Annotated in this window: 19 protein-coding genes; 11 read left to right on the top strand and 8 right to left on the bottom strand. The window is 62.5% G+C overall.

Translation table 11 applies throughout. The annotated features are described in order from the left end of the window. Window positions 1-87 precede the first annotated feature (87 nt). Window positions 88-2,262, bottom strand: a complete 2,175-nt coding sequence (locus ACILSQ_RS26820; RefSeq protein WP_395746770.1) for a M48 family metallopeptidase — start codon at window positions 2,260-2,262, stop codon at window positions 88-90. A 134-nt stretch (window positions 2,263-2,396) separates the two neighbouring features. On the opposite strand from ACILSQ_RS26820, the gene ACILSQ_RS26815 reads away from it, so the two are divergent. Next, a complete protein-coding gene (locus ACILSQ_RS26815) occupies window positions 2,397-4,916 on the top strand; it encodes a right-handed parallel beta-helix repeat-containing protein (RefSeq protein ID WP_395746769.1) in 2,520 nt (839 codons plus the stop codon). A gap of 12 nt (window positions 4,917-4,928) precedes the next feature. Here the strand turns inward: ACILSQ_RS26815 and ACILSQ_RS26810 are convergent, their stop codons facing one another. Continuing rightward, window positions 4,929-5,312 carry a type II toxin-antitoxin system VapC family toxin gene (locus ACILSQ_RS26810; protein WP_395746768.1) on the bottom strand — a complete coding sequence of 128 codons (384 nt, stop codon included), beginning with the start codon at window positions 5,310-5,312 and terminating at the stop codon, window positions 4,929-4,931. Window positions 5,313-5,318: 6 nt separating this feature from the next. After that, window positions 5,319-5,612, bottom strand: coding sequence for a hypothetical protein (locus ACILSQ_RS26805; RefSeq protein ID WP_395746767.1), 294 nt, complete (start codon window positions 5,610-5,612; stop codon window positions 5,319-5,321). A 185-nt stretch (window positions 5,613-5,797) separates the two neighbouring features. Here ACILSQ_RS26805 and ACILSQ_RS26800 point away from each other — a divergent pair, with 185 nt between their 5' ends. Next, on the top strand, window positions 5,798-6,784 hold the full coding sequence (locus ACILSQ_RS26800; protein WP_395746766.1) for an MDR family NADPH-dependent oxidoreductase: 987 nt from the start codon (window positions 5,798-5,800) through the stop codon (window positions 6,782-6,784). 9 nt (window positions 6,785-6,793) lie between these two features. Then, window positions 6,794-7,483: a 5'/3'-nucleotidase SurE gene (gene surE, locus ACILSQ_RS26795; protein ID WP_395746765.1), complete on the top strand. Its 690-nt coding sequence runs from the start codon at window positions 6,794-6,796 to the stop codon at window positions 7,481-7,483. A 34-nt stretch (window positions 7,484-7,517) separates the two neighbouring features. On the opposite strand, the gene ACILSQ_RS26790 is transcribed toward surE, so the two are convergent. From ACILSQ_RS26790 to ACILSQ_RS26775, 4 genes are all read right to left on the bottom strand, one after another. Next, window positions 7,518-9,401 carry a M56 family metallopeptidase gene (locus ACILSQ_RS26790; RefSeq protein ID WP_395746764.1) on the bottom strand — a complete coding sequence of 628 codons (1,884 nt, stop codon included), beginning with the start codon at window positions 9,399-9,401 and terminating at the stop codon, window positions 7,518-7,520. A 12-nt stretch (window positions 9,402-9,413) separates the two neighbouring features. Continuing rightward, a complete protein-coding gene (locus tag ACILSQ_RS26785) occupies window positions 9,414-9,791 on the bottom strand; it encodes a BlaI/MecI/CopY family transcriptional regulator (protein ID WP_395746763.1) in 378 nt (125 codons plus the stop codon). A 69-nt stretch (window positions 9,792-9,860) separates the two neighbouring features. After that, window positions 9,861-10,844 carry a tetratricopeptide repeat protein gene (locus ACILSQ_RS26780; protein ID WP_395746762.1) on the bottom strand — a complete coding sequence of 328 codons (984 nt, stop codon included), beginning with the start codon at window positions 10,842-10,844 and terminating at the stop codon, window positions 9,861-9,863. A gap of 85 nt (window positions 10,845-10,929) precedes the next feature. Then, window positions 10,930-12,597, bottom strand: coding sequence for a putative transporter (locus ACILSQ_RS26775; RefSeq protein ID WP_395746761.1), 1,668 nt, complete (start codon window positions 12,595-12,597; stop codon window positions 10,930-10,932). A 155-nt stretch (window positions 12,598-12,752) separates the two neighbouring features. Here ACILSQ_RS26775 and ACILSQ_RS26770 point away from each other — a divergent pair, with 155 nt between their 5' ends. From ACILSQ_RS26770 to nth, 8 genes are all read left to right on the top strand, one after another. Further along, window positions 12,753-13,127: a group 1 truncated hemoglobin gene (locus ACILSQ_RS26770; protein WP_395746760.1), complete on the top strand. Its 375-nt coding sequence runs from the start codon at window positions 12,753-12,755 to the stop codon at window positions 13,125-13,127. Window positions 13,128-13,136: 9 nt separating this feature from the next. After that, entirely contained in the window at window positions 13,137-13,781 is a 645-nt protein-coding gene (locus ACILSQ_RS26765; protein WP_395746759.1) for a DUF2490 domain-containing protein, read from the top strand. Between the two features lie 61 nt (window positions 13,782-13,842). Next, the gene (locus tag ACILSQ_RS26760) at window positions 13,843-15,174 is read left to right on the top strand and encodes an MFS transporter (protein ID WP_395746758.1); all 1,332 of its coding nucleotides are present in this window, start codon (window positions 13,843-13,845) and stop codon (window positions 15,172-15,174) included. A gap of 51 nt (window positions 15,175-15,225) precedes the next feature. After that, complete coding sequence (locus tag ACILSQ_RS26755) at window positions 15,226-15,699, top strand: hypothetical protein (RefSeq protein WP_395746757.1); 474 nt, start codon at window positions 15,226-15,228, stop codon at window positions 15,697-15,699. A 19-nt stretch (window positions 15,700-15,718) separates the two neighbouring features. Further along, window positions 15,719-16,414, top strand: a complete 696-nt coding sequence (locus ACILSQ_RS26750; RefSeq protein WP_395746756.1) for a CDP-alcohol phosphatidyltransferase family protein — start codon at window positions 15,719-15,721, stop codon at window positions 16,412-16,414. An 84-nt stretch (window positions 16,415-16,498) separates the two neighbouring features. Beyond that, window positions 16,499-16,939: a thioredoxin family protein gene (locus ACILSQ_RS26745; protein WP_395746755.1), complete on the top strand. Its 441-nt coding sequence runs from the start codon at window positions 16,499-16,501 to the stop codon at window positions 16,937-16,939. A gap of 207 nt (window positions 16,940-17,146) precedes the next feature. Beyond that, entirely contained in the window at window positions 17,147-17,629 is a 483-nt protein-coding gene (locus ACILSQ_RS26740; RefSeq protein ID WP_395746754.1) for a 3D domain-containing protein, read from the top strand. A gap of 16 nt (window positions 17,630-17,645) precedes the next feature. After that, entirely contained in the window at window positions 17,646-18,299 is a 654-nt protein-coding gene (gene nth / locus ACILSQ_RS26735) for an endonuclease III (RefSeq protein WP_395746753.1), read from the top strand. Between the two features lie 13 nt (window positions 18,300-18,312). Here the strand turns inward: nth and ACILSQ_RS26730 are convergent, their stop codons facing one another. Continuing rightward, window positions 18,313-19,191, bottom strand: a complete 879-nt coding sequence (locus tag ACILSQ_RS26730; protein WP_395746752.1) for a hypothetical protein — start codon at window positions 19,189-19,191, stop codon at window positions 18,313-18,315. Window positions 19,192-19,210 lie beyond the last annotated feature (19 nt).

The raw sequence follows: 19,210 nt of genomic DNA, 5'->3' as shown, positions 1-19,210 counted from the left end.
TCTCAAGTTCCAAGTTTGAGGTTTCAGGTTGGAAGCTGGGAAGCGGAAACGTCCCTGGGGGCCCTATTCCACGCCTCCCCCCCTGCCCTATGCGGCCACGACAGTGGCATCCGACTCGCCAGAGGCCGCCTCTGGCGGCGGTGCTTCCGGCGGCGTGAACTGTGAGGCGGCTGCCTTCATTTCCTTCTCCGCCGCCAATGCCAGGCCGCAGAGATCCCCCATGATGCGGACGAGCAGCGGGACGAGGGCCTCGGTGCAGACATTGGCCAGTTGAAAGGCGCGCGCCCATTCATTGTCCTTCTGGTCTGGAAGATGCAGGGCCTGGGCAATGGGCGGGTGGCCGCTGAGGTAAGGATGCTCGGCATCGCCGAGGGTGGTCATGCACTGCGAGGTGGCGACTTCGATGCGCTGGGCCACCGCTCGGGCCTGGCGCTCCAGCTCGTAGCCATTGGAATGATTGGCGGCATTGTCGAAGAGCAACTGCAGCGAACGACTGGTGCGGGAGGCCTGCATCATGTTTGGCACGCCACTGGCCAGGGCGCGCTGGGCCACCAGCAGGCGCTCCAAATGGCGCCGGGAAGCCTCGTCTTCATGATGAGACTGCCACCAGTCCAGCGCGGCTGCCAGACGTCGGGAGGCTCCGGTTTCGTAGGAGCTCATCAGCGCAGCGAGCTGCTGCATTTCGTGATTGGTCTCGCGGATGGCGAACTCCGCGCCGCTCTTCGTGCTGGAGGCCAGCGAAAACTGACCGGGCTCGGAAAGCGTGAAACCGGCGGTGATGAGATCGCCGGCAATGACCTGCTTGAGCAGGGCCTCCTGACAGCGGTCGAGCTGGGCGAGCTGATGGCCGTAGGTGGCAGCCAGCGGCTCCATCTGGTCCACCGCCTCACGCCACGTGCCCTGGCACCCGGGCTCGATGGACTGGATGCGCAGCAGGTGAAAGTTTTTGCCGTAGAAGGCTTCGAGGTACTGGTCTGAGGCGTCGGCAGACTGGCGGTCTTCCACCATGCGGGTGGTGCTGCGGAACTGCACCTTGCCCGCGGGCACTTCGAGGATGTGCTCAAAAAAGTGGCGGGTCACATTCTGGCAGGAGGCGGTGAAGTCAGCAAAAAGCTCCGCCGCCGGGGTCTCCTGCTGAAACACGCCGGGTGCCTGCCACGCGAGGGCGGCTTTCACCCGGTCCGGGTCGGCGGGATGAGTGTCGTTCCAGCTGGTTTTGGCTTCGGCGGTGTGTTTGTCGAACTCCTTCTGCACCTCCGCGGGGAGGTTTTTTTCCCTCCACAGGACCATGGCCGGCAGATCATCCGGGAGCTCTTTGGACTGGTAGGTCTGGTAGGCGTCATTCATGGCCACGGCATGTCCGAAGCCGAGGGAGCGCAGGCGTGCTGCGGTGCGTGCAAACTCCGCGCTGCCCGCCAGCTTTGCTTCATAGCTGTCGGCATCGTACTCCATCTGGCGGGACATGAAGCAGCTGATGGCATGGCCCAGATGCATGAGGCACCAGAGCACCTTCCGCCCGACCCAGACACCGCCCTTGGCGAGCATGAAGATGAGCTTGATCCACCATTCCTCGGACTGGGACCACTCCTCGAGTTTTTCATCCCAGTGGTCCCGCTCAAAAACCACCCGGGCAAACCAGGCGTTCACACTGCGGATGATGTAGCTGAGCCGCATGCCCGCGCCCTGTGCAAAGTGGCCGAACTCATGAGCCAGCACGCCCGCAAGCTGGCGCGCCGTCATTCCCGCGGCCAGCGGCAGACCGATGACGAGCACGAGATCGCTGCCAAAGAAACTCAGCCAGCCGCGGCGAAACCCGGCGGAGGCATTCACCTGGGTGTCCAGACGGATCTCGCGTGGCTCCGGAGCTCCAACGAGCTGGCAGATTTTCGCCACAAAGGCGAACAGCAGCGGCTCCTCCGCCGGCGTGATCTTGAAGATCTGCGGGCGGTCCGTGGAGCGCGAGAAGAGCGGCTTCACCAAAAACAAAATGAAAATGCCACCGGCCACCGCAGGCGCGAGATAGACGACCAGGGCGATGACAGCGGCGCGGCCCCGTGCGTGGGTGATGATGCCGATGTCATTCTGCAGATGCCACCACACGAGCCAGCCGACGGCGATGATCAAAGCGATGTAAATGAGCGGCAGCAGCACCATGGCCAGCGCCACAAAGGCCAGACCGAACTGATAAAGCAGCGGCACGCGCGTGGGCTCGATGCGGCCTGAAAAAGCATCCAATGGCGAGGCAGGGGCTGTGTCTGGCATGTGAATTCTCGATTTTCTTATCAGTCGAGGGCGGAAGCGTCAATGAAACTAAGCGGAAGTCTCAGGACAAAGCACAGCCCCCGGCCACAAGACCCATTTGCCCTCCGCCCGGTGCCGCGTATCGCTCTGCAACCATGTTTCTGACTCGTCCTCTGCTTTTCGCTGTCACCTTTGCTGCACTCACTACCGCTTATGGTCTGGAGGTGCGGGTGTCCCCTGCCCTCTCGTTTTCTCAGGCGCTGGAGCAGGTGCGCGCGGCGCGCAAGGCGGGCAACAGCTCTCCGGCGACGATCGTGCTGCCAGCGAGCGTGACGGAGCTGACGCAGCCGATCCAGCTTGAGGCGCAGGATTCAAACCTGACCATCACCGGGACCAACAGCATCCTCATCGGTGCGCCGGTGGTCAGAGGCTGGGAGAAGTATGAGGGGCAGATCATGAAGGCGGATGTGTCCAAGCTGCTGCCGAAGGGCTTTGTGCCGCGGCAGCTTCTGAGCGGAGGCGAGAGGCAAATCCTGGCGCGGTATCCGAACTTCGATGCCACAGATCCGCTCTACGGCGGCTGGGCCTTTGTGGCGGAGTTTCCGCCTGCGGGCGCGCCGGAGGGGCACCTGTGGAAACGCACGCTGTACGTGAAGCCGGAGGATGTGCGGAAGTGGGCGCACCCGGAGGATGTGGAGATCGACATCTTTGCGCAGTACGGCTGGTGGAATTTTGTGGAGCCGGTGGCTTCGCTGGATGCGCAAACGCGGCTGCTCACGCTGAAGAAAGACTGCAGCTACGACCTGCACCCTCACAATCGCTACCATTTTCAAAATGCGCTGGAGGAGCTGGATGCACCCGGTGAGTGGTATTATGACAAGCGCAGCGGCATGCTCTATTTCTGGGAACCCTTTCACAAGGACATGCCCGAGATCCGACTGCCCGTGCTGGAGAGCTTTTTCAAAGTGAAAGCCGGAGCAAAAAACATCGCCATCCGCGGCCTCACGCTCATGGGCTGCCATGGCTCAGCGATCACGTTTGAGCGGGCGGAGGATTGTGTGGTGGAGAAGTGCGTCATCACGCAGGTCGGTGCCTTTCATGGCAGCGGCGTGGGTGTGAGCGAGGGCAAGAATGTGCGCATCTCGCATTGCGAAATCAGTTACACCGGCAGCAACGGCATCAGCCTCAGCGGCGGCGACCGCAAGACACTCACCGGGCCGGGGCATGTGGCGGCGGACAATCACATTCACCACATGGGCGTGTTTAACAAGAACGCCTGCGGCATCAGCATCTATGGCGTGGACAATACGGCCACGCACAACCACATCCACGACGGCCCGCGCATGGGCGTGCAGATGAGCGGGAACAATCTGGTGGTGGAGTACAATCACCTGCACCATCTCTGTCTGGAGACGCAGGACGGCGGCGCCATCTACACCGGCGGGCGCGACTGGATCAGCAGCCGCGGCAGCAAGTGGCAGTATAATTTGATCCACGACGTGATCGGCTGCGGCCAGGAATCCGGCGGGCTGAAGCACCCATGGTTCACCTTTGGTCTCTACCCGGACGACAACAGCGGCGGACTCGACATCATCGGGAATATTGTCTATCGCGTGGCGCACACGCCCATCCACATGCACAACTCGCGCGACTGCGTGGTGGAGAACAACATCTTTGCCCTCGGCGGCAAGTTCCAGTTTGATCTCCATGGCTGGACGAAGGACCAGCGTTTCCACACCGGCCACATCGACACGATGATCAAGGGGTACGAATCCGTGATCGGCCAGCCTGCGTGGAAGAACATGCGCAACATGGACCTGCACCCGAAAGATGCCATTCGCGAAGACGGCACCATGATGAGCGGCAACAGCTTCCAGCACAACATCATGTTTGGCGACACCGCCGGTGTGAAATACGGCGACATCCGCAATGCTTCACCGAAGTACAACACCATTGATTACAACATCGCCTGGAACAGCGGACACCCCATTGTCACCGGCATCAATCAGGTGGGGCCAGACAAAGGTGCGCCGCTGGTGAATGAAAACTTCGACAGTGCCGAGCCTGGCAAAACACCCAAAGGCTGGGGCTTCAATCACCGGCCGAACAAGGACGTGCAGCTCGTGGTGGCTGATGGCGCGCTGCGCGCGGACTGTGCCCTGGGCACGCCGCCGAATCCGAAGAGCGTGTTTCATGGACCCGATGTGCCGATCAAGCCGGGTGCCGCCTACCGCGTGAAACTGCGCGTCAAATCCTCCGAACCCACCGCCAAGCTCAGCCTCGCCTTTGCCTCCTTCAAAAACGGCGAAGGCTACTGGCAGGCCGGCAGCACCAGCATCACCGCCACCCCTGAATGGAAGGAGGTGGAGGCCACCGGGCGCATGCTGCGCGAGAACGAAGCCGGATGGAAACCCTGGATGACCGCCTTCTGGCTGCGCATCGACTGCCATGAGCCAAAGGGCCAGATCTTCATCGACGACGTCCGCATCACGGAAGCCGAACCTCTGGATGAGTGGGCAGCCTGGCAGAACGCCGGATGGGACAAACACAGCCTCGTGGCCGACCCTCTGTTTGTGGACTGGAAGAAGGATGACTTCAGGCTGAAGCCGGAATCACCGGCCTTTAAGCTGGGGTTCAAGAGAATTCCTGTGGAGGAGATTGGGGTGAGGAAGTGAGTGATGACCGTACTATGCCTCATTCTTCGCGAAGGGATTGATGACACGAAGGTTCGGAATGTGCTTGAAGTCCCCTGCATTTCTGGTGACAAGAGGCACATCATATTCCAACGCTGTGGCGGCGATGATGGCGTCTCCGAGTTTCATCTTCTTCTGCTGGCGCAATTGGATGGTCTGCCGGATGATTTCTTCGTCCAAAACGAGTTCGGTCGTGGATGCCAGAAGAGCCAGGAGCTGGGCTTGCCGCGGTGGCGAGAGTTCTCCAAACTTGGGAAAGCCAAGCACCTCGATCCTGGTGACGCTCGCAATCATGGCATCCGCTCTTTGCACGTAGGGCAGGCACAGGGCATCGCCGGGCTCGGCGGCATAGATGATGATATTGCTGTCGCAAATCATGGGAGGTCAATCCGGCCTGGGAAGGATCACGTCTTCCCGGAGGTCTTGCTGCCAGGCCGCCGGATCAGGTATCACATCCTTGAGTCCACCCGTCGCTCGCAATCCTTCCAAAGCAGCCGCACGTTTCACCAGCATTTCGGGTGTGGCGGTTGGAATCAATCGCCTGGGCTTTGCCGTCCCCTCAAGGGGAACCGAGAGCACTAGATGCATACGCCCCGGTTTTAACCAATCGGGCAGTGGCGAGAGCAGCTTCAGGCTGCCATCAGCGCCAATCTCGACATCGGTCTCCAATGTGTTCATGGCGGGATTTTAGGCTATTTTGCTCCCATCGTAAAGTCCGCGAGTGGTGGTTTGTCCATGAACAGCGGAGGCAAGTTTTCACGGCCGTTGCGCTTCTTCCACCCCGCATTTGCCATTCCGCCGCTTCTTCCCACAGTAAGAAACAGAGAGCCTCCGGCCTTTTTCCCGACGTAATCCCCCACATCATGTCCCAATTCCTCCAATTCGACCGCACCGGCAATCCTGCTGAAGTTTTGCAGCTTCAGGAACGTGAACTCACGCCGCCGGAAGGGCATGAGGTGCGGGTGCGCATGCGCTATGCGCCGGTGAATCCGGCGGACCTGAATTTCATCGAGGGAACCTATGGCCGCCCGGCGCATCCGCCCTGCATTCCCGGACACGAGGGCTGTGGCGAGGTGGAGGCCGTTGGGGAGAAGGTCACTTCCTTGGAAAAGGGAGATGTGGTCATCTCTCTGCTCGGCACGGGCTGCTGGACGCAGCACCTCACGGCGGCGGAGCATCACTTTGCCAAAATTCCGCCGCAGATCGATCCCGTGCAGGCCTGCATGATGCGCGTCAATCCGGTGACCGCCTGGGCGCTGCTGAAGCACTACCAGACGGATCTGCCGAAAGGCGCGTGGGTGGCACAGAATGCGGCGAACTCCGGCGTGGGACGAGCCTTCATTCAACTGGCGAAGCACTTCGGTTTTCGCACGCTCAATTTTGTGCGGCGCGCGGAGTTGTTTGATGAATTGAAAACGCTGGGCGCGGACGCGGTGTTTCTGGACACGGATGAGGGCGTGACGGAGGCGAAAAAGCTCGTGGGAGATGAGCCGGTGATGCTGGCCACGAATGCGGTGGGCGGAGACAGCGCGATCCATCTGATGGACCTGCTCAGCCCGGAGGGCATGCTCGTCACCTACGGTGCCATGAGCCGCCGCAGCCTGAAGGTGCCAAACAAATTTCTCATCTTCAAAAACCTGCAACTGCGCGGGCTGTGGATCACCAAATGGTTTGAGAAAGCCAGCACGGCGGAGCTGTATGAAGTGCTCGATCCCCTCACCTCTCTCATCCAGTCGGGCGAACTTGTCACCGCCATTGATGAGATCGTGCCGCTGGCTGAATTTAACCGGGCGATCAAGCGCGCGCAGGAAGGCTCGCGCGGTGGCAAGGTGATCCTCGATCTCGCGTAAGCAAAGCCGATGCATGTTCTCCTCACGAATGACGATGGCATCGCCGCGCCGGGTTTGCGCGCGCTGGAAAATGCGGTGAAGCAGCTCGGCTGGCATTACACCGTGGTGGCTCCGGCGATGGAGCAGAGCCAGTGCGGCCACCGAGTCACCACCCATCAGTGCCTGCAGGTGGATCCCGTGGGGCAAAACCGCCACGCCGTGCACGGCACTCCGGCGGATTGTGTGCGGCTCGCCGTGTTTGCGCTGGGTCTCAAGCCTGACCTGGTGCTCTCAGGTGTGAATGCGGGGGGCAACATGGGGCAGGACATCGTGATCTCCGGCACCGTGGCCGCGGCACGTGAGGCCGCCTATCATGGCATCCGCTCCATGGCGCTGTCCCACTACATGATTCGTGAGCTTGCGGTGGACTGGCAGCGCACCGCCGCGTGGGTGGCGGAAATCGTGCAGGAGACCTATGCCCAGGATCATCCGCCCAGCAGCTTCTGGAACATCAATCTGCCGCACCTGCCAGCCGAGAAGACAGCGGTGCCACCGCGCATTCTCTGCCACCCGGCGCGCTCACCGCTGAGGGTGAGCTACCGCCAGGAGCCGGAGGGGTATGTCTATGATGCCTCCTACGCTTCACGCCCGCGTGATCCTGATTCAGACGTGGAGGCCTGTTTTGGTGGAAAGGTTTCCGTGTCCTTGCTGCAGGTTTGAAAGGATGGACGGTGCCGGACGGGCCACCCTCCGGTCATTTTGTCACCCTGGCTTTGAGAACCATCGCATAGGGCTCCACAGTCAGGCCCAGCCCGAAAAGTTCGGCCGTGTATTTCAGCGCCTCGGTCAGTGGCACGTTGCGCAGATCCAGCGAGATTCGTGTGCCGGGCGCGACACCCTCAGCTCTGACGATGATGGACACGCCCTTTTTATCGGGATCAAGCTCGCGCGCCTTGATGCGGAGAAACTCCACGGCTTCGGCCACAGTCACACCCTGAAACTGGACCTGCGGAATGATGATGGCGGCGGCCTTGGCTTCCAGCGGAGAAGGCTGGGCCGCGGGAATCACCGTCGCGGGAGGAGCGAGTGTTTTGCCCGCGGCAAGCGCCTCGATCAGCCCCTCCACATTCTGCAGCTCCTGCTCGGTGTTTTTGATCACAAGCTGGGAGCCATCCTCCCCCACCAGCGACACTGCGGCGCCCTCGGGAAAGGAAACGCCCTGCTTCGTGAGCCACTGCCTGGCATTGCCGATCTTTGCGGCGGCGCCGGCAGGCAGCTTGTAGGAGCGCGTGACCATCTTTGCCCTGGCATTCTCCGGGCTGATGAAGATGGCGGCGGCTTCATAACGCACCACGCGATGGCTGAGCGATGAGACGTAATGCAATGCCTCGCTGACCGGAATGCTGATGAAGTCCACGGAGATCTCCGCATCCTTCTGAAAATCGGGGTCTTCGATGTTCAGATTCAGGCCCATGTGATCCGGGTCCAGTTCAATGGCCCGCTGACGGAGAAAGGCAATGGCCTGCTCCAGGCTGGCCCCTTTGAGTTTCATGCTGGGTATGATGAGCTTGTTGGCTTTGTCCTTCAGTTTGCCGGCGGGAGAGGCCGCCTCCTGCCCCGGCTTTTCCTCCGCAGCACGCACCTGCGCCGCAGCACAAAGAGCGAGCGCGCCAAAAGCGAGGACGAGGCAGGTGACCGCACCGCGAGTGCTGTAGGAGCTGCGATTCCGCCCGCCATCCATGATCGCGGAGAGGCGTGTCTCCAGGGTGGAGGGCTGGGCCATGGCCATCACGGGTGCGCACAGTCCGCCCGCAGCCTGCACGCCACGCGCAGCATCCAGGAGTTGCAGCGCGTAGTTTTCCGCCACGGCGCCACCGCTCATCACCAGATCGTCCGCCGCCTGCTCCTGCGTGGTGCGCCAGGCCTTGGCGGCGAGCCAGACGAGGGCATTGGGCCAGTAAACGGCCGTTATGAAGGTGGTGATAAGGCGTGTGAGCGCATCGCCGTGGCGGATGTGGCCCATCTCGTGCCTCAGCGCGGCCTCCAGGCATGCCTCGTCCCACTCCAGGCAGTGCTCCGGCAGCAGCAGCACGGGCTGGATGATTCCCCAGGTGAGCGGCACCGTGACGCTGGAGGATGTGCGCAGTGAAACCGTGCGCCGCAGCCCCAGAGTTCGAGCCACACGCGCGGCGCAGGCCAGCACGCGGCCATCCTCCAACAGACGCGTTTGAGCTCTCAAGCGGCGAAGCTGCAGGCTGCCGAGCAGCCGCAGGGCAAGGAGCCAGACGCATCCCGCGCCCCAGACACAGGCCGCCCACTGCATGGCACTGAGTGTGGGCAGCCATGACTGCGCCTTGTACTCAGGCATCACCACTTCAGAAGCCGCGGCGGCATGCACCACAGGGCTGAGCTGTGGCAGCGGGGTCTGCGCCTCCGGCTGCGCGAAATCGATGGACCAACAGGGCTGCCAGAGCTGTGTGAACGGAAGCAGCAGCAGCGCGGCGAAGGCGGCCAGCCACACCGCGCAGCGCTGGGCGGCGGAGGCATTTCGCCACAGGTGCTGCGTGGCGAAGGCGAGGAGCACGATGCCGGCGCTTTTGGCCAGCAGGTCGAGGACGGAGTACAGCAGTGGATTCATAGGTTGGCTGGGTTAACGGTTCCTGGCTTGCTTGATGATGGACTCGAGGCGTTCGAGCTCCTCGGGTGAAATCTTTTCGCGCCCGTCCACCAGCGCGGCGACGGCATTGGCCACGGAGCCTTCGAAGAAGGTCTGCACGAGGTTCTTGAGCGCGGAGCGGCTGGCCTTCTGCACGGACTGGGTGGGCAGAAAGACGTAGCGTTTGCCGTCTTCGCGGTGCTTCAGCATGCCCTTCTCCTCCAGGATGCGCAGCAGCGCGCGCACGGCGGAGTAGCTGGGGGCGTCTGTCATTGCGGCGGCCACTTCAGAGGCGGTGGCCTCACCCTTCGCATAGATGATGTCCATGATCTGGCGTTCACGGCGGCTCAACTGGCTGGCTTTTTCAGACATGCTAAATTATTAGCACAAAAAGCCGTGGTCATGCAAGCACAATCTGCTAATTATTTAGCACATGCAGTTTTACTTGGGCAGGCCGGGCACGCGCTGCAGATTCGTGACGACCCGCTGCAGCTCCTTGGTGTTCGGGTGGTCGGGGCCCAGTTTCTTTCCGGCCTCCGCCAGGGCCTCCGTGGCCTCCTTTTGCGCCTCGGCCAGCTTCCTTTCCTGGATCAGGCAGAGCACAAAGTGATAGCGGAAGGTCAGCGTGTCCGGGTGGTCCTTTCCGGGGTGTTTGTCCATGAGCTCCAGCAGACCGCGGAACTCCTTCTCGGCCTCCTCCAGCTTGCCCTCCTCGCGCAGGGTGATGGCCAGGTTGCCACGGGCCATGAGGGTGGGCTGCTGGTTCACGCCCATCACGCGCTCGTCGATTTTGACGAGGTCGCGCAGCTCGTTCTCCGCCTCGGCGTACTTGCGTTCGTCACTGAGCACCGCGGCCAGGTTGCCACGGTTGAGCAGTGTGGCAGGATGCTCGGCACCATAGACCTTGGTCATTTCCTCCACCACAGCGCGAGTCTCCTTCTCCGCCTCCTCATAGCGCCGTTCTTCATGCAGGTTTTCCGCCAGCGCATTGTGCATGCGCAGGGTCTCCGGATTCTCCGCGCCTGAATATTTGACGTGGCCCTGCCATGCGGCGCGGAATTCGGGGCTGGCCTCCTTCACCTTGCCCTGCGCGCGCAGGCAGGTGCCCAGCGCCCCACGGCAGTCTGGCAGCAGCGCATTGTCAGGTCCGAAGAACTGGGTGAATTCATCGATCAGCGTACGCAGCACCTTTTCGGCCTCCTCGTATTTGCCCTGCTTCATCAGCTCGCGCGCCGCAGCCTGGCTTTTCTTGAACTCCTCGGCCTTCTTCTGCAGCTCCACCGGCAGCCCCTTGGGCAGCTCCATGTTTGCGGGCGGCCGCTCCCTGGAGGGTTCCGCTTTCTTGGCCGGCTCATCGGCGGCGCACAGGGCGGCGGGGAGCAGCAGGAATGCGGAGAGATGAGTGAGGACGGCGGCTGGCTTCATGGGCGGGCTGACAAGGAACTCCATGTGCGCGTGATGTCTTGTGTTTTGTTTTTCAACAGACGGCGCTTCCAGGCATTCTCTGCTCTCAGCCCAGTTGCGCAATCACCTGGGCCGCCACGATGCGCAGCAGCATGGTGAGGGGATAGACCGCGGCGTAGGCCACCGCCGGGGAGTCGCAGCGCGCCATGGTGGTGGCAAAGGCGAGCGCGGGCGGGTCCGTCATCCCGCCAGACAGGAGACCGCAGAGCGTCATGAAGTTCAGCCGGTGCACTTTGCGTGCCATGCAGCCCACCACAAGCAGCGGCAGCGTGGTGACCAGGATGCCCAGCAGCACCCACTGCAGCCCCTGTGCCGAGAAGACGGTGGCGGCAAAATGCTCGCCTGAGAGCAGGCCCACATTGGCGAGGAAGAGAATGATGCCGAGCTCGCGGAGGGCACGGTTGGCATTGAGAGGCATGTGCATCACCATGGGGCCCAGGCGGCCGAGGTGGCTCATCAGGATGGCCACGATGAGCGGTCCGCCGGCCAGCCCCAGGCGCACAGGCGCCGGCAGGCCTTCGATGCGGAGAGGGTAAAGGCCGAGCAGCACGCCCAGGAGGATGCCCGCGAAAATGGCGGCAAATTTGGTCTCCTGCAGCATCTGCACCGCGTTGCCCAGCCGCTGCGTTGCGGCATTGAGGGAGTCTTCATCTCCCACGAGCTGAAGCATGTCTCCAAACTGGAGGCGCAGATCCGGCAGCGCGGTGAAGATGAGGTCGCCACGGCTCACGCGAGTGACGGCGACGCCATGGAAGTGATCGAGACCGAGTTCATGTACCGTTTTGCCGAGCAGGCGTTTGTTGGTAAGCACCACGCGGCGGTAGGTGATCCTGCCGGGAGCCTTCATGAGGTTCTCCTCCGTGCTGCTGCCGATGACGCGGCAAAACTGCTCCAGATGAGTCTGGGTGCCCACGGCCATGATCACATCCCCCACATGCAGCCGTGTCTCCGGCGTGGCGGCAGCCACTTCCACCACAGTGGCCGGACGATGGCGGGAAACGACCACACTGGTTTCATGGATGCCGGGCACCTGGGAGATGCTGAGCCCCTCGAGATTCGGATTCTCCACCCGCAGGTTCATGCGTTGCAGCGGTTCGATGCCAGCGCCCTGCTCCTGCCGGAAAAGCTCCGCCTCGCGGGTCACATCAACCTGGAAAAAGACGCGCAAGACGATGAGCGAGACGATGATGCCGACGATGGCCAGCGGGTAGGAGGCCGCGTAGGAGAGCGCCGGCAGCGTGACCAGTTCCGGACCTGCATGGGCCGCCGCCAGCGCCTGCTGTGCGGCCCCCAGCGCAGGAGTGTTTGTCGTGGCGCCGGCAAACAGTCCCGCCACCGCAGGCAGCGGCATGCCCAGGACCCAGCCGCCTGCCAGAGCCACCGCAGCCCCGAGAAACACCAGCGCGAAAGCATAGGCATTGAGCAGGCGCCCCTGCCGCCGCAGGGAGGCGAAGAACCCCGGTCCCATCTGCATGCCGAGCGCAAAGACGAAGAGCACGAGGCCGAACTCCTTCAAAAAGTGCGCCACCTCCGCATTTGGACGCAGGCCGAAGTGAGCCGCCGCCAACCCGGCAAACAGCACGCCTGCGGTGCCCAGCTTCACGCCACGGAAACGGATGTGGCCCAGGCCGATGCCCCCGAGAATCACAATGCTGAAAATGAGCAGGTCGGCGGCCACGGGGTTTTCCTGCTGCAGGTGCTGAAGAAATGACATGCCGTCCTCATAGGCACGAGTGATGCCAGAAGCACGGTGGTTTTGTCCGCCATTTTTGTGTCCGGATCACGCGCCCGCTGGCATTCGCTGCGCATGCCTTGCCCGCAGGTGTTTTGGTCCGGTATGACGGCGCTGTTTGTGCTTAAAGGCCGGGCATGAATTCAGAATCCCCTTCTCTCTATGAACGTCTCGGCGGTGAGGAAATGATCTCCGCCCTGGTCCCCGCCTTCTATGCCCGTGTGCTGGCGGATGCAGAGCTGGGGCCGTTTTTCAGACACACCGAACTGGAAAAACTGCATGCCATGCAGCGCGAGTTTTTTGTGATGGCCACGGGCGGCCCGCTCCAGTACAGCGGCCGCCCGCTGGCCCACGCCCATCATGGCCGCGGCATCACCAGACATCATTTTGGACTCTTCACCGGCCACCTGCTGGAGACGCTGCAGGACATGGGCGTGACGCAGGAGGAGGCGGACGAAGTGATCCAGCGCATCAATGCCGTGACCAATGAGATCACCGGCGCCTCCTACTGAACCGCCCTCATGCGCACGCTTCTGACAATGCTTTGCCTGCTCTGGCTCCTGCCCGCGAAGGCAGATGAGTGGTGGGCGTGGTCGAATGTGGAATACTACCGCAGCCCGCCGTGGACGGGCAGCGTGTTCATGGGCAACTTCGCCGACGAGGTGGACGGCTCCTACGCGCAGATCGTCAGCCCGCGCGTGAAGTATGCCGCCACGAGATGGTTGGAGCTGGGGCTCGGGCTGTCCATGCTCAGGCTCGAAAACATCGCCACCCATGACCGCTACGACCAGCTCCGCACGGAGCTGGAGATCAATCCCCACTACGACCTCACCAAGGATCTGCGCGTGGACTGGCGCAACCGCATGGAATGGCGGGAGAACCAGGGCGCCGCCGCCGCGGCCAACCGCACCCGCCACCGAATGCAGCTCGCCTGGACGCTGCCGCGGCCGCTGGGACCGCTGACGCGCCTCTTTGCCAGCGATGAGGTGCTGATGGACCTGCACCTGCGCCGGCAGACCGAAAACCGCCTGATACCGCTGGGACTGACCTTCAAAGTCACCGACTCGATGGATATCGACCTCTTCTATATGATCGACTCCAAGCGCACGAAGACCACCTGGACACACGAGTCCGTGCTGGGCACCTACCTGCGGGTGCGGTTTTAAAGTGTGTCTGGACCACCGGCTTTGTTTGCCCAACCGCGGATTCAAGGCGTAGAAAGCAGGCATGCCTCAGTCTTCCAACGCGCGCCTGTTTGTCTGGTTTCGCATTCTCTTCAACTGCCGCTTCTACTACCCGGTCTTCACCATTCTGTTTCTGGATCTGGGGCTGAGCATCGGTGAATTTGCGGCGCTGAACGTGGTGTGGGCGCTGACCAGCGTGGTGCTGGAGGTGCCCTCCGGAGCGCTGGCGGACCGCTACGGGCGCAGGCCCCTGGTGGTGGCGGCTGGTGGGCTCATGGTGCTGGAAATGGGCGTGCTGTGCCTGATGCAGCCGGGGCACCATGATCTGGTGCTGTGGCTGTTTGTGGTGAACCGCGTGCTCAGCGGCGCGGCGGAGGCCTGCGCCAGCGGCGCGGACGAAGCGCTGGCCTACGACTCGCTGCCGGCGGCGGAGCGCACCACGCTGTGGCCGCAGATCATGGCGCGGCTCTCACGCGGCATGGCGCTGGGTTTCGTGGTTTCCTCCATCACCGGCTCCGTGCTGTATGACGCGCACAGTTTGACGAAGGTGCTGCAGTTCATGAACTTCGATGTGACGGTGGCCAAGAGCGTCTCCATGAAGCTGCCGCTGCTGCTGTGCCTGGGCACGGCGCTGGCCTGCCTGATGGTGACCCTGCGCATGACAGAAACGCGCGCCCCTGCCCTGAAAACCCCGCTGCTGCAGAGCATCCGCGAGACCTGGGTGTCCATCCTGCACACCGGCGGGTGGATGTGGCGCACGAAGGCGGCCTTTGCGCTGATCGTGTTCGGGCTGGTGTTTGACAGCATCATCCGGCTTTTCCTCACGGTGGCGAGCAACTTCTACCGGCTGGTGGGCATCGAGGAAGGCTGGTACGGCGTCATCGGCACCGGGGTCTCGCTGCTCGGGCTGGCGACGGCGGGCCTGATGGAAACCAGCGCCAGGGTGATGAATGCGTGGCAGAACTTTCTCTGGCTGGGTCTGGTGGTGTTTGGCGGGCTGATGGCGGCGGCGCATCCGCAGCCGGGCTGGACGGGGATCGCTCTGGTGGTGCCGCTGTTTCTGAGCATGCGCTTTCTGCAGTTCTTCCTCTCGCATTACCTCAATGAGATCGTGGACTCCGAGCAGCGCGCCACGGCGCTGAGCTTCCGCGGGCTCACGATCAATCTGGCCTACGGCATGCTGACGCTGCTCTTCGGCTGGCAGACCGGCTGGGAGGCGGGCCGTCTGCACCTGGGCACGGACGATCCACGGGTGTTTGCGGAGTCGCTGAAGCTGTGGCCGTGGTGGTTTGCAGGAACCGTCGTCGTGGCGGGCGGCTGGATGCTGCTGCGCTCTTTTACCCGGCCCAAGATGAACGCAGCTTCGAACGTGTAGGTCAGTAAGAACATTCGACAAACCACCGCACCGGAGCAAACTGCACCTACCATGAAAGCGCCATTCCTCTTCCGTCTCTGTCTGGCCGTGATCGTCACCGCCTGTTTCACCCAGTGTTCCTCCACCCCCAAGACGCGCATTGAAAAGAACCCGCAGATGTACGGGCGGCTGAGCGCGCGGGACCAGCATCTCGTGACCCACGGCCTGATCCATGAAGGCATGACGCGTGACGCGGTCTTCCTGGCCTGGGGCCGGCCGGATGCGGTGTCGTATGGGGTGAACCGGGGGCGCGAGAGTGAAAACTGGACCTATGAAGGGCAGCGCCCGGTGCGCTCCATGAGCATGAACCTGGGATTTGGCTATGGCGGCTTTGGCCCCTGGGGCTTTGGGGGCTGGGGCCCGTATGGCTTTGGCGGCTTCCCGTATTATGGCGGCGGCTCCACGACCACCTACGTGCCCTACACCTCGGGTGTGGCGGAGTTTGTGAACGGCCGGGTGGTGAGCTGGAAGTCCACCAAACGCTGATCCCCCTTTCTGTTCCCGGATGAGCGTGCCTGAAGAGCATCTGGCCTCACGCCGCAGCCTTAAGTCCCGCGACACCCGCTGGGCGCATGCGCTGGCGGGATGGCTGGCGCGCTCCGGGTTCACGCCAAATGCGATCTCGCTCCTCAGCGTGGTCTTTGCGGGCGGGGCAATGGCCTGCTTCATGGTGGCGGGAGATCAGGTCAGCACGGCGGGCACCCTCGGTGCCTGGCTGGGGGCGCTGGTGTGCATCCAGCTCCGCCTGCTGTGCAATCTGATGGACGGCATGGTGGCGGTGGAAGGCGGCAAGGGCTCGCCGGTGGGGGCCATTTACAATGATGCGCCGGACCGCGTGGCGGATGTGCTGATCATGGTGGGCGCGGGCTACAGCGGCGCGGGAGACCCCGGAGTGGTGAAGCTTTTCCACGTCATCCCCATGGGCTGGTGCTGCGCTGTGGTCTCGGTCTGGACGGCCTATATTCGCGTGCTAGGCGCCTCCCTGACCGGGAAGCATGACTTTCGCGGTCCCATGGCCAAGCAGCACCGCATGGCCGTGCTGTGCGGCGGCACCCTGGTGGAGCTGACGCAGCACCTCATGGGCTGGGAGCGCTGGGGCATCCTGACCGCGCTGACCCTGATCTTTTTCGGCGGACTCTGGACCTGCAGGCGGCGGCTGGCGGTGATGGCGGAGGCGCTGGCAATGACGAAATCAGAATGAGGAATGACGAATGAATGCCCAAGAAAGGCGCGGCACGCCAATGCCTGAAATAATTGCCGGCCAGCTCCCGTCCTCTTTTCTCCCATGAAAAAAGCCCTGCTCCTGCTCGCCGCCCTGTGTGCCTTCACGCTCCATGCCGCTGATTTCCCGGCGGGCAGCCCGAAGTTTTTCACCAGCCCCGGAGCCGTGCTAAAGGCGGCAAAACAGAACGGCAAGCCGATCGTCATGATCTTCTCCGCGTCCTGGTGCGGACCCTGCCAGCACATGGTGAAGGAGGTCTATCCCAGCCCGCTTGTGCAGCCGCTGCAGGACAAGTTTAACTGGGCCTACCTGGACATTGACGACGAGGCCAACGGCAAGCTGGCGGAGGGGTTTACGGTGGACACGATTCCGCACATCTTCTTTCTGGATCCCTCCGGCAAGACGAGCCTGGACCACCTGAAGGACACCGCCACGCCCAAGGAGTTCGTGGCGAAGCTGACCAAGGTGCTCAAGAAGGCGGAAGCGGCCAAGGCGAAGAAGTAAGTGCCGGGCCAGCTCCCCGGAAAGTGGCGGAAAACCGCAGAGACTGCCCCATCGATCAGGCGTCGATGGGGCCGGAGCCGTCCATTCGCGCCCCGGGGACGAGGCGGGGTATCCGCCCCCTAGAAATCAAAGATTGCTTTCAGGGCGGATTTAAACCACAATAAGTGTTCTAAAAGGAAAGTTAACAATTAGTATTTGTTAATAACAATGCGCCAGCACTCCCGCCTTCTCCTCATCCTCGTTCCTCTTCTTCTGGCCTCCTGTGAGTCCTCCGGCTTCCTGGGCCGCGGTACTCGCATCACCGCAGTGCGCACCACCGCCTACACGCATGGCGAGGCCGACCACATCGTGTATGGTGCCAAAACAGCGGTGGGCACGCAGCTCCGGTATGGAAATGTGCGCAGTGCTGCTGCGGACTGGTCCGTGTACCCGGTAGGCACCATTTTCCAGATCGAAGGACTGCCCTATGTTTATCAGGTGGACGACTACGGCTCCGCGCTGGTGGGGACGAACACCATCGACCTCTACAAGCCGGACAAGGCCACCATGAAGGCCTGGGGCGTGCGCAATGTGAACATCCGCGTGCTGAAGTGGGGCTCGTTTTCCAAAAGCCTCTCCATTATGAAGGAGCGCACGGGCTACGAGCACATCCGCCGCATGGTGGCGCGCATCGAAACCAGCTCTCAATAGCAGGCGTACCCACTCCGTGACGAAACAAGAGCGCGCGGATTATATTCGGAAACGGCTGGCAGAGCTGTATCCCGACCCGCCGATCCCGCTGGACCATACGGACGCCTTCACCCTGCTGGTGGCGGTGCTGCTTTCCGCGCAGTGCACGGACGTGCGGGTGAACCAGGTGACGCCAGCCCTCTTTCGGCTGGGGCACACCCCGGCCGCCCTGGCGAAGGAGCCGCTGGAGAAGATCGAGGCCATCGTGAAACCTTGCGGGCTGGGACCGCAGAAAGCCAGGGCCATCAAGCAGCTCTCGGGCATCCTGCTGGCGGAGCATGAGGGCCAGGTGCCCGCCTCTTTGGAGGCCCTGGAGCGCCTGCCAGGCGTGGGGCACAAGACCGCCCAAGTCGTGATGGCTCAGGCCTTTGGTGTGCCCTCCTTTCCGGTGGACACCCACATCCACCGGCTGGCCCAGCGCTGGGGTTTGACCAGCGGCCAGTCCGTCCTGCAGACCGAGCGTGACCTGAAGCGGCTCTTTCCCAAGGAGAGCTGGAACAAACTGCACCTGCAGATCATCTACTACGGCCGGGAGCACTGCACCGCGCGCGGGTGCGACGGGACGGTCTGCGAGGTCTGCCGCACGACCCATGCGCAACGCAAGAAACCCGTGAAGACACGGAAGGCCTGAGACGGCGGGACTCTTACCAGCGCAGACGCAGGCTGGTACGGAAGGCGCGGGTGGTATCGCCAAAATCACCGCCGACACCAATGTCGAACATCGGCAGGAGGCGGAAGTAGGCCGTCACATCGAGGATCTTGCTGTCGTAGCGGTCGGCACTCGTCACGGTCACGCCCGCCTGCAGTTCCAGCCAGTCCAGCGGAGTGAAGCGCAGGGCCGGACGCACATAGATGGAACCGTCGCTGAAGCTCACGGAGCTGTTCTGCGCCTTCAGGCTGGCGTAGATGAGGCCGGCCTCAGCCACAAAGGTGAGGCGGTCGTTGATGAGAGAGGTGTGGAAACCAGCTCCAGCCTGAATGGTGGCGAAGTCGTAGTTGGCGCGGGTGGCTCCGGAGACGCCGCCACCGTCACCGCTGCCCCAGGAGGCTCCGAATTTGAGATAGAGAGGATTGAAGAGGGCGACAGTCAGCGTGGCACCGATGGTGTTGGCCCCGTTCAAGCCGCCGTGGTTGGGGGCCATGTAGCGGTAGTAGGCCTCCAAGTTGTTGAAATTCACCATGTTAGGCGCAGTGGACTTTGCCCCGTAAGCGCCAGAAGCGGTGGGCGCTGCACTGTAACTGCTGACACCCTGCGGCGCATAGGAGGAGACCTGCCCCGGCTGCGGTGCTGAAGCATAGGGGTCCACATAACCAGGAGGGGCCGTCACATTGGACGAAACGCTGGATGGAGGAAGCGCATTGGGATAGGCGGGGACGCTCGGCGTCGTGCCATAGCCGGGCGGCGGCGGCGGAGTACCATAGCCGGGCGGAGGAACGCCCATGACGCCATAACCGGTCTGACCCACCGCACTTTGACAAAAAGCACTGCCGATGCTGAGAGCGCAAAGTAGAATCCTTTTCATGAGAAGTGGGGCATCTATT

The organism is Prosthecobacter sp., from assembly GCF_044227185.1.
Classification (GTDB): Bacteria; Verrucomicrobiota; Verrucomicrobiia; order Verrucomicrobiales; family Verrucomicrobiaceae; genus Prosthecobacter.
This window is presented reverse-complemented; position numbering and strand designations above follow the sequence as displayed.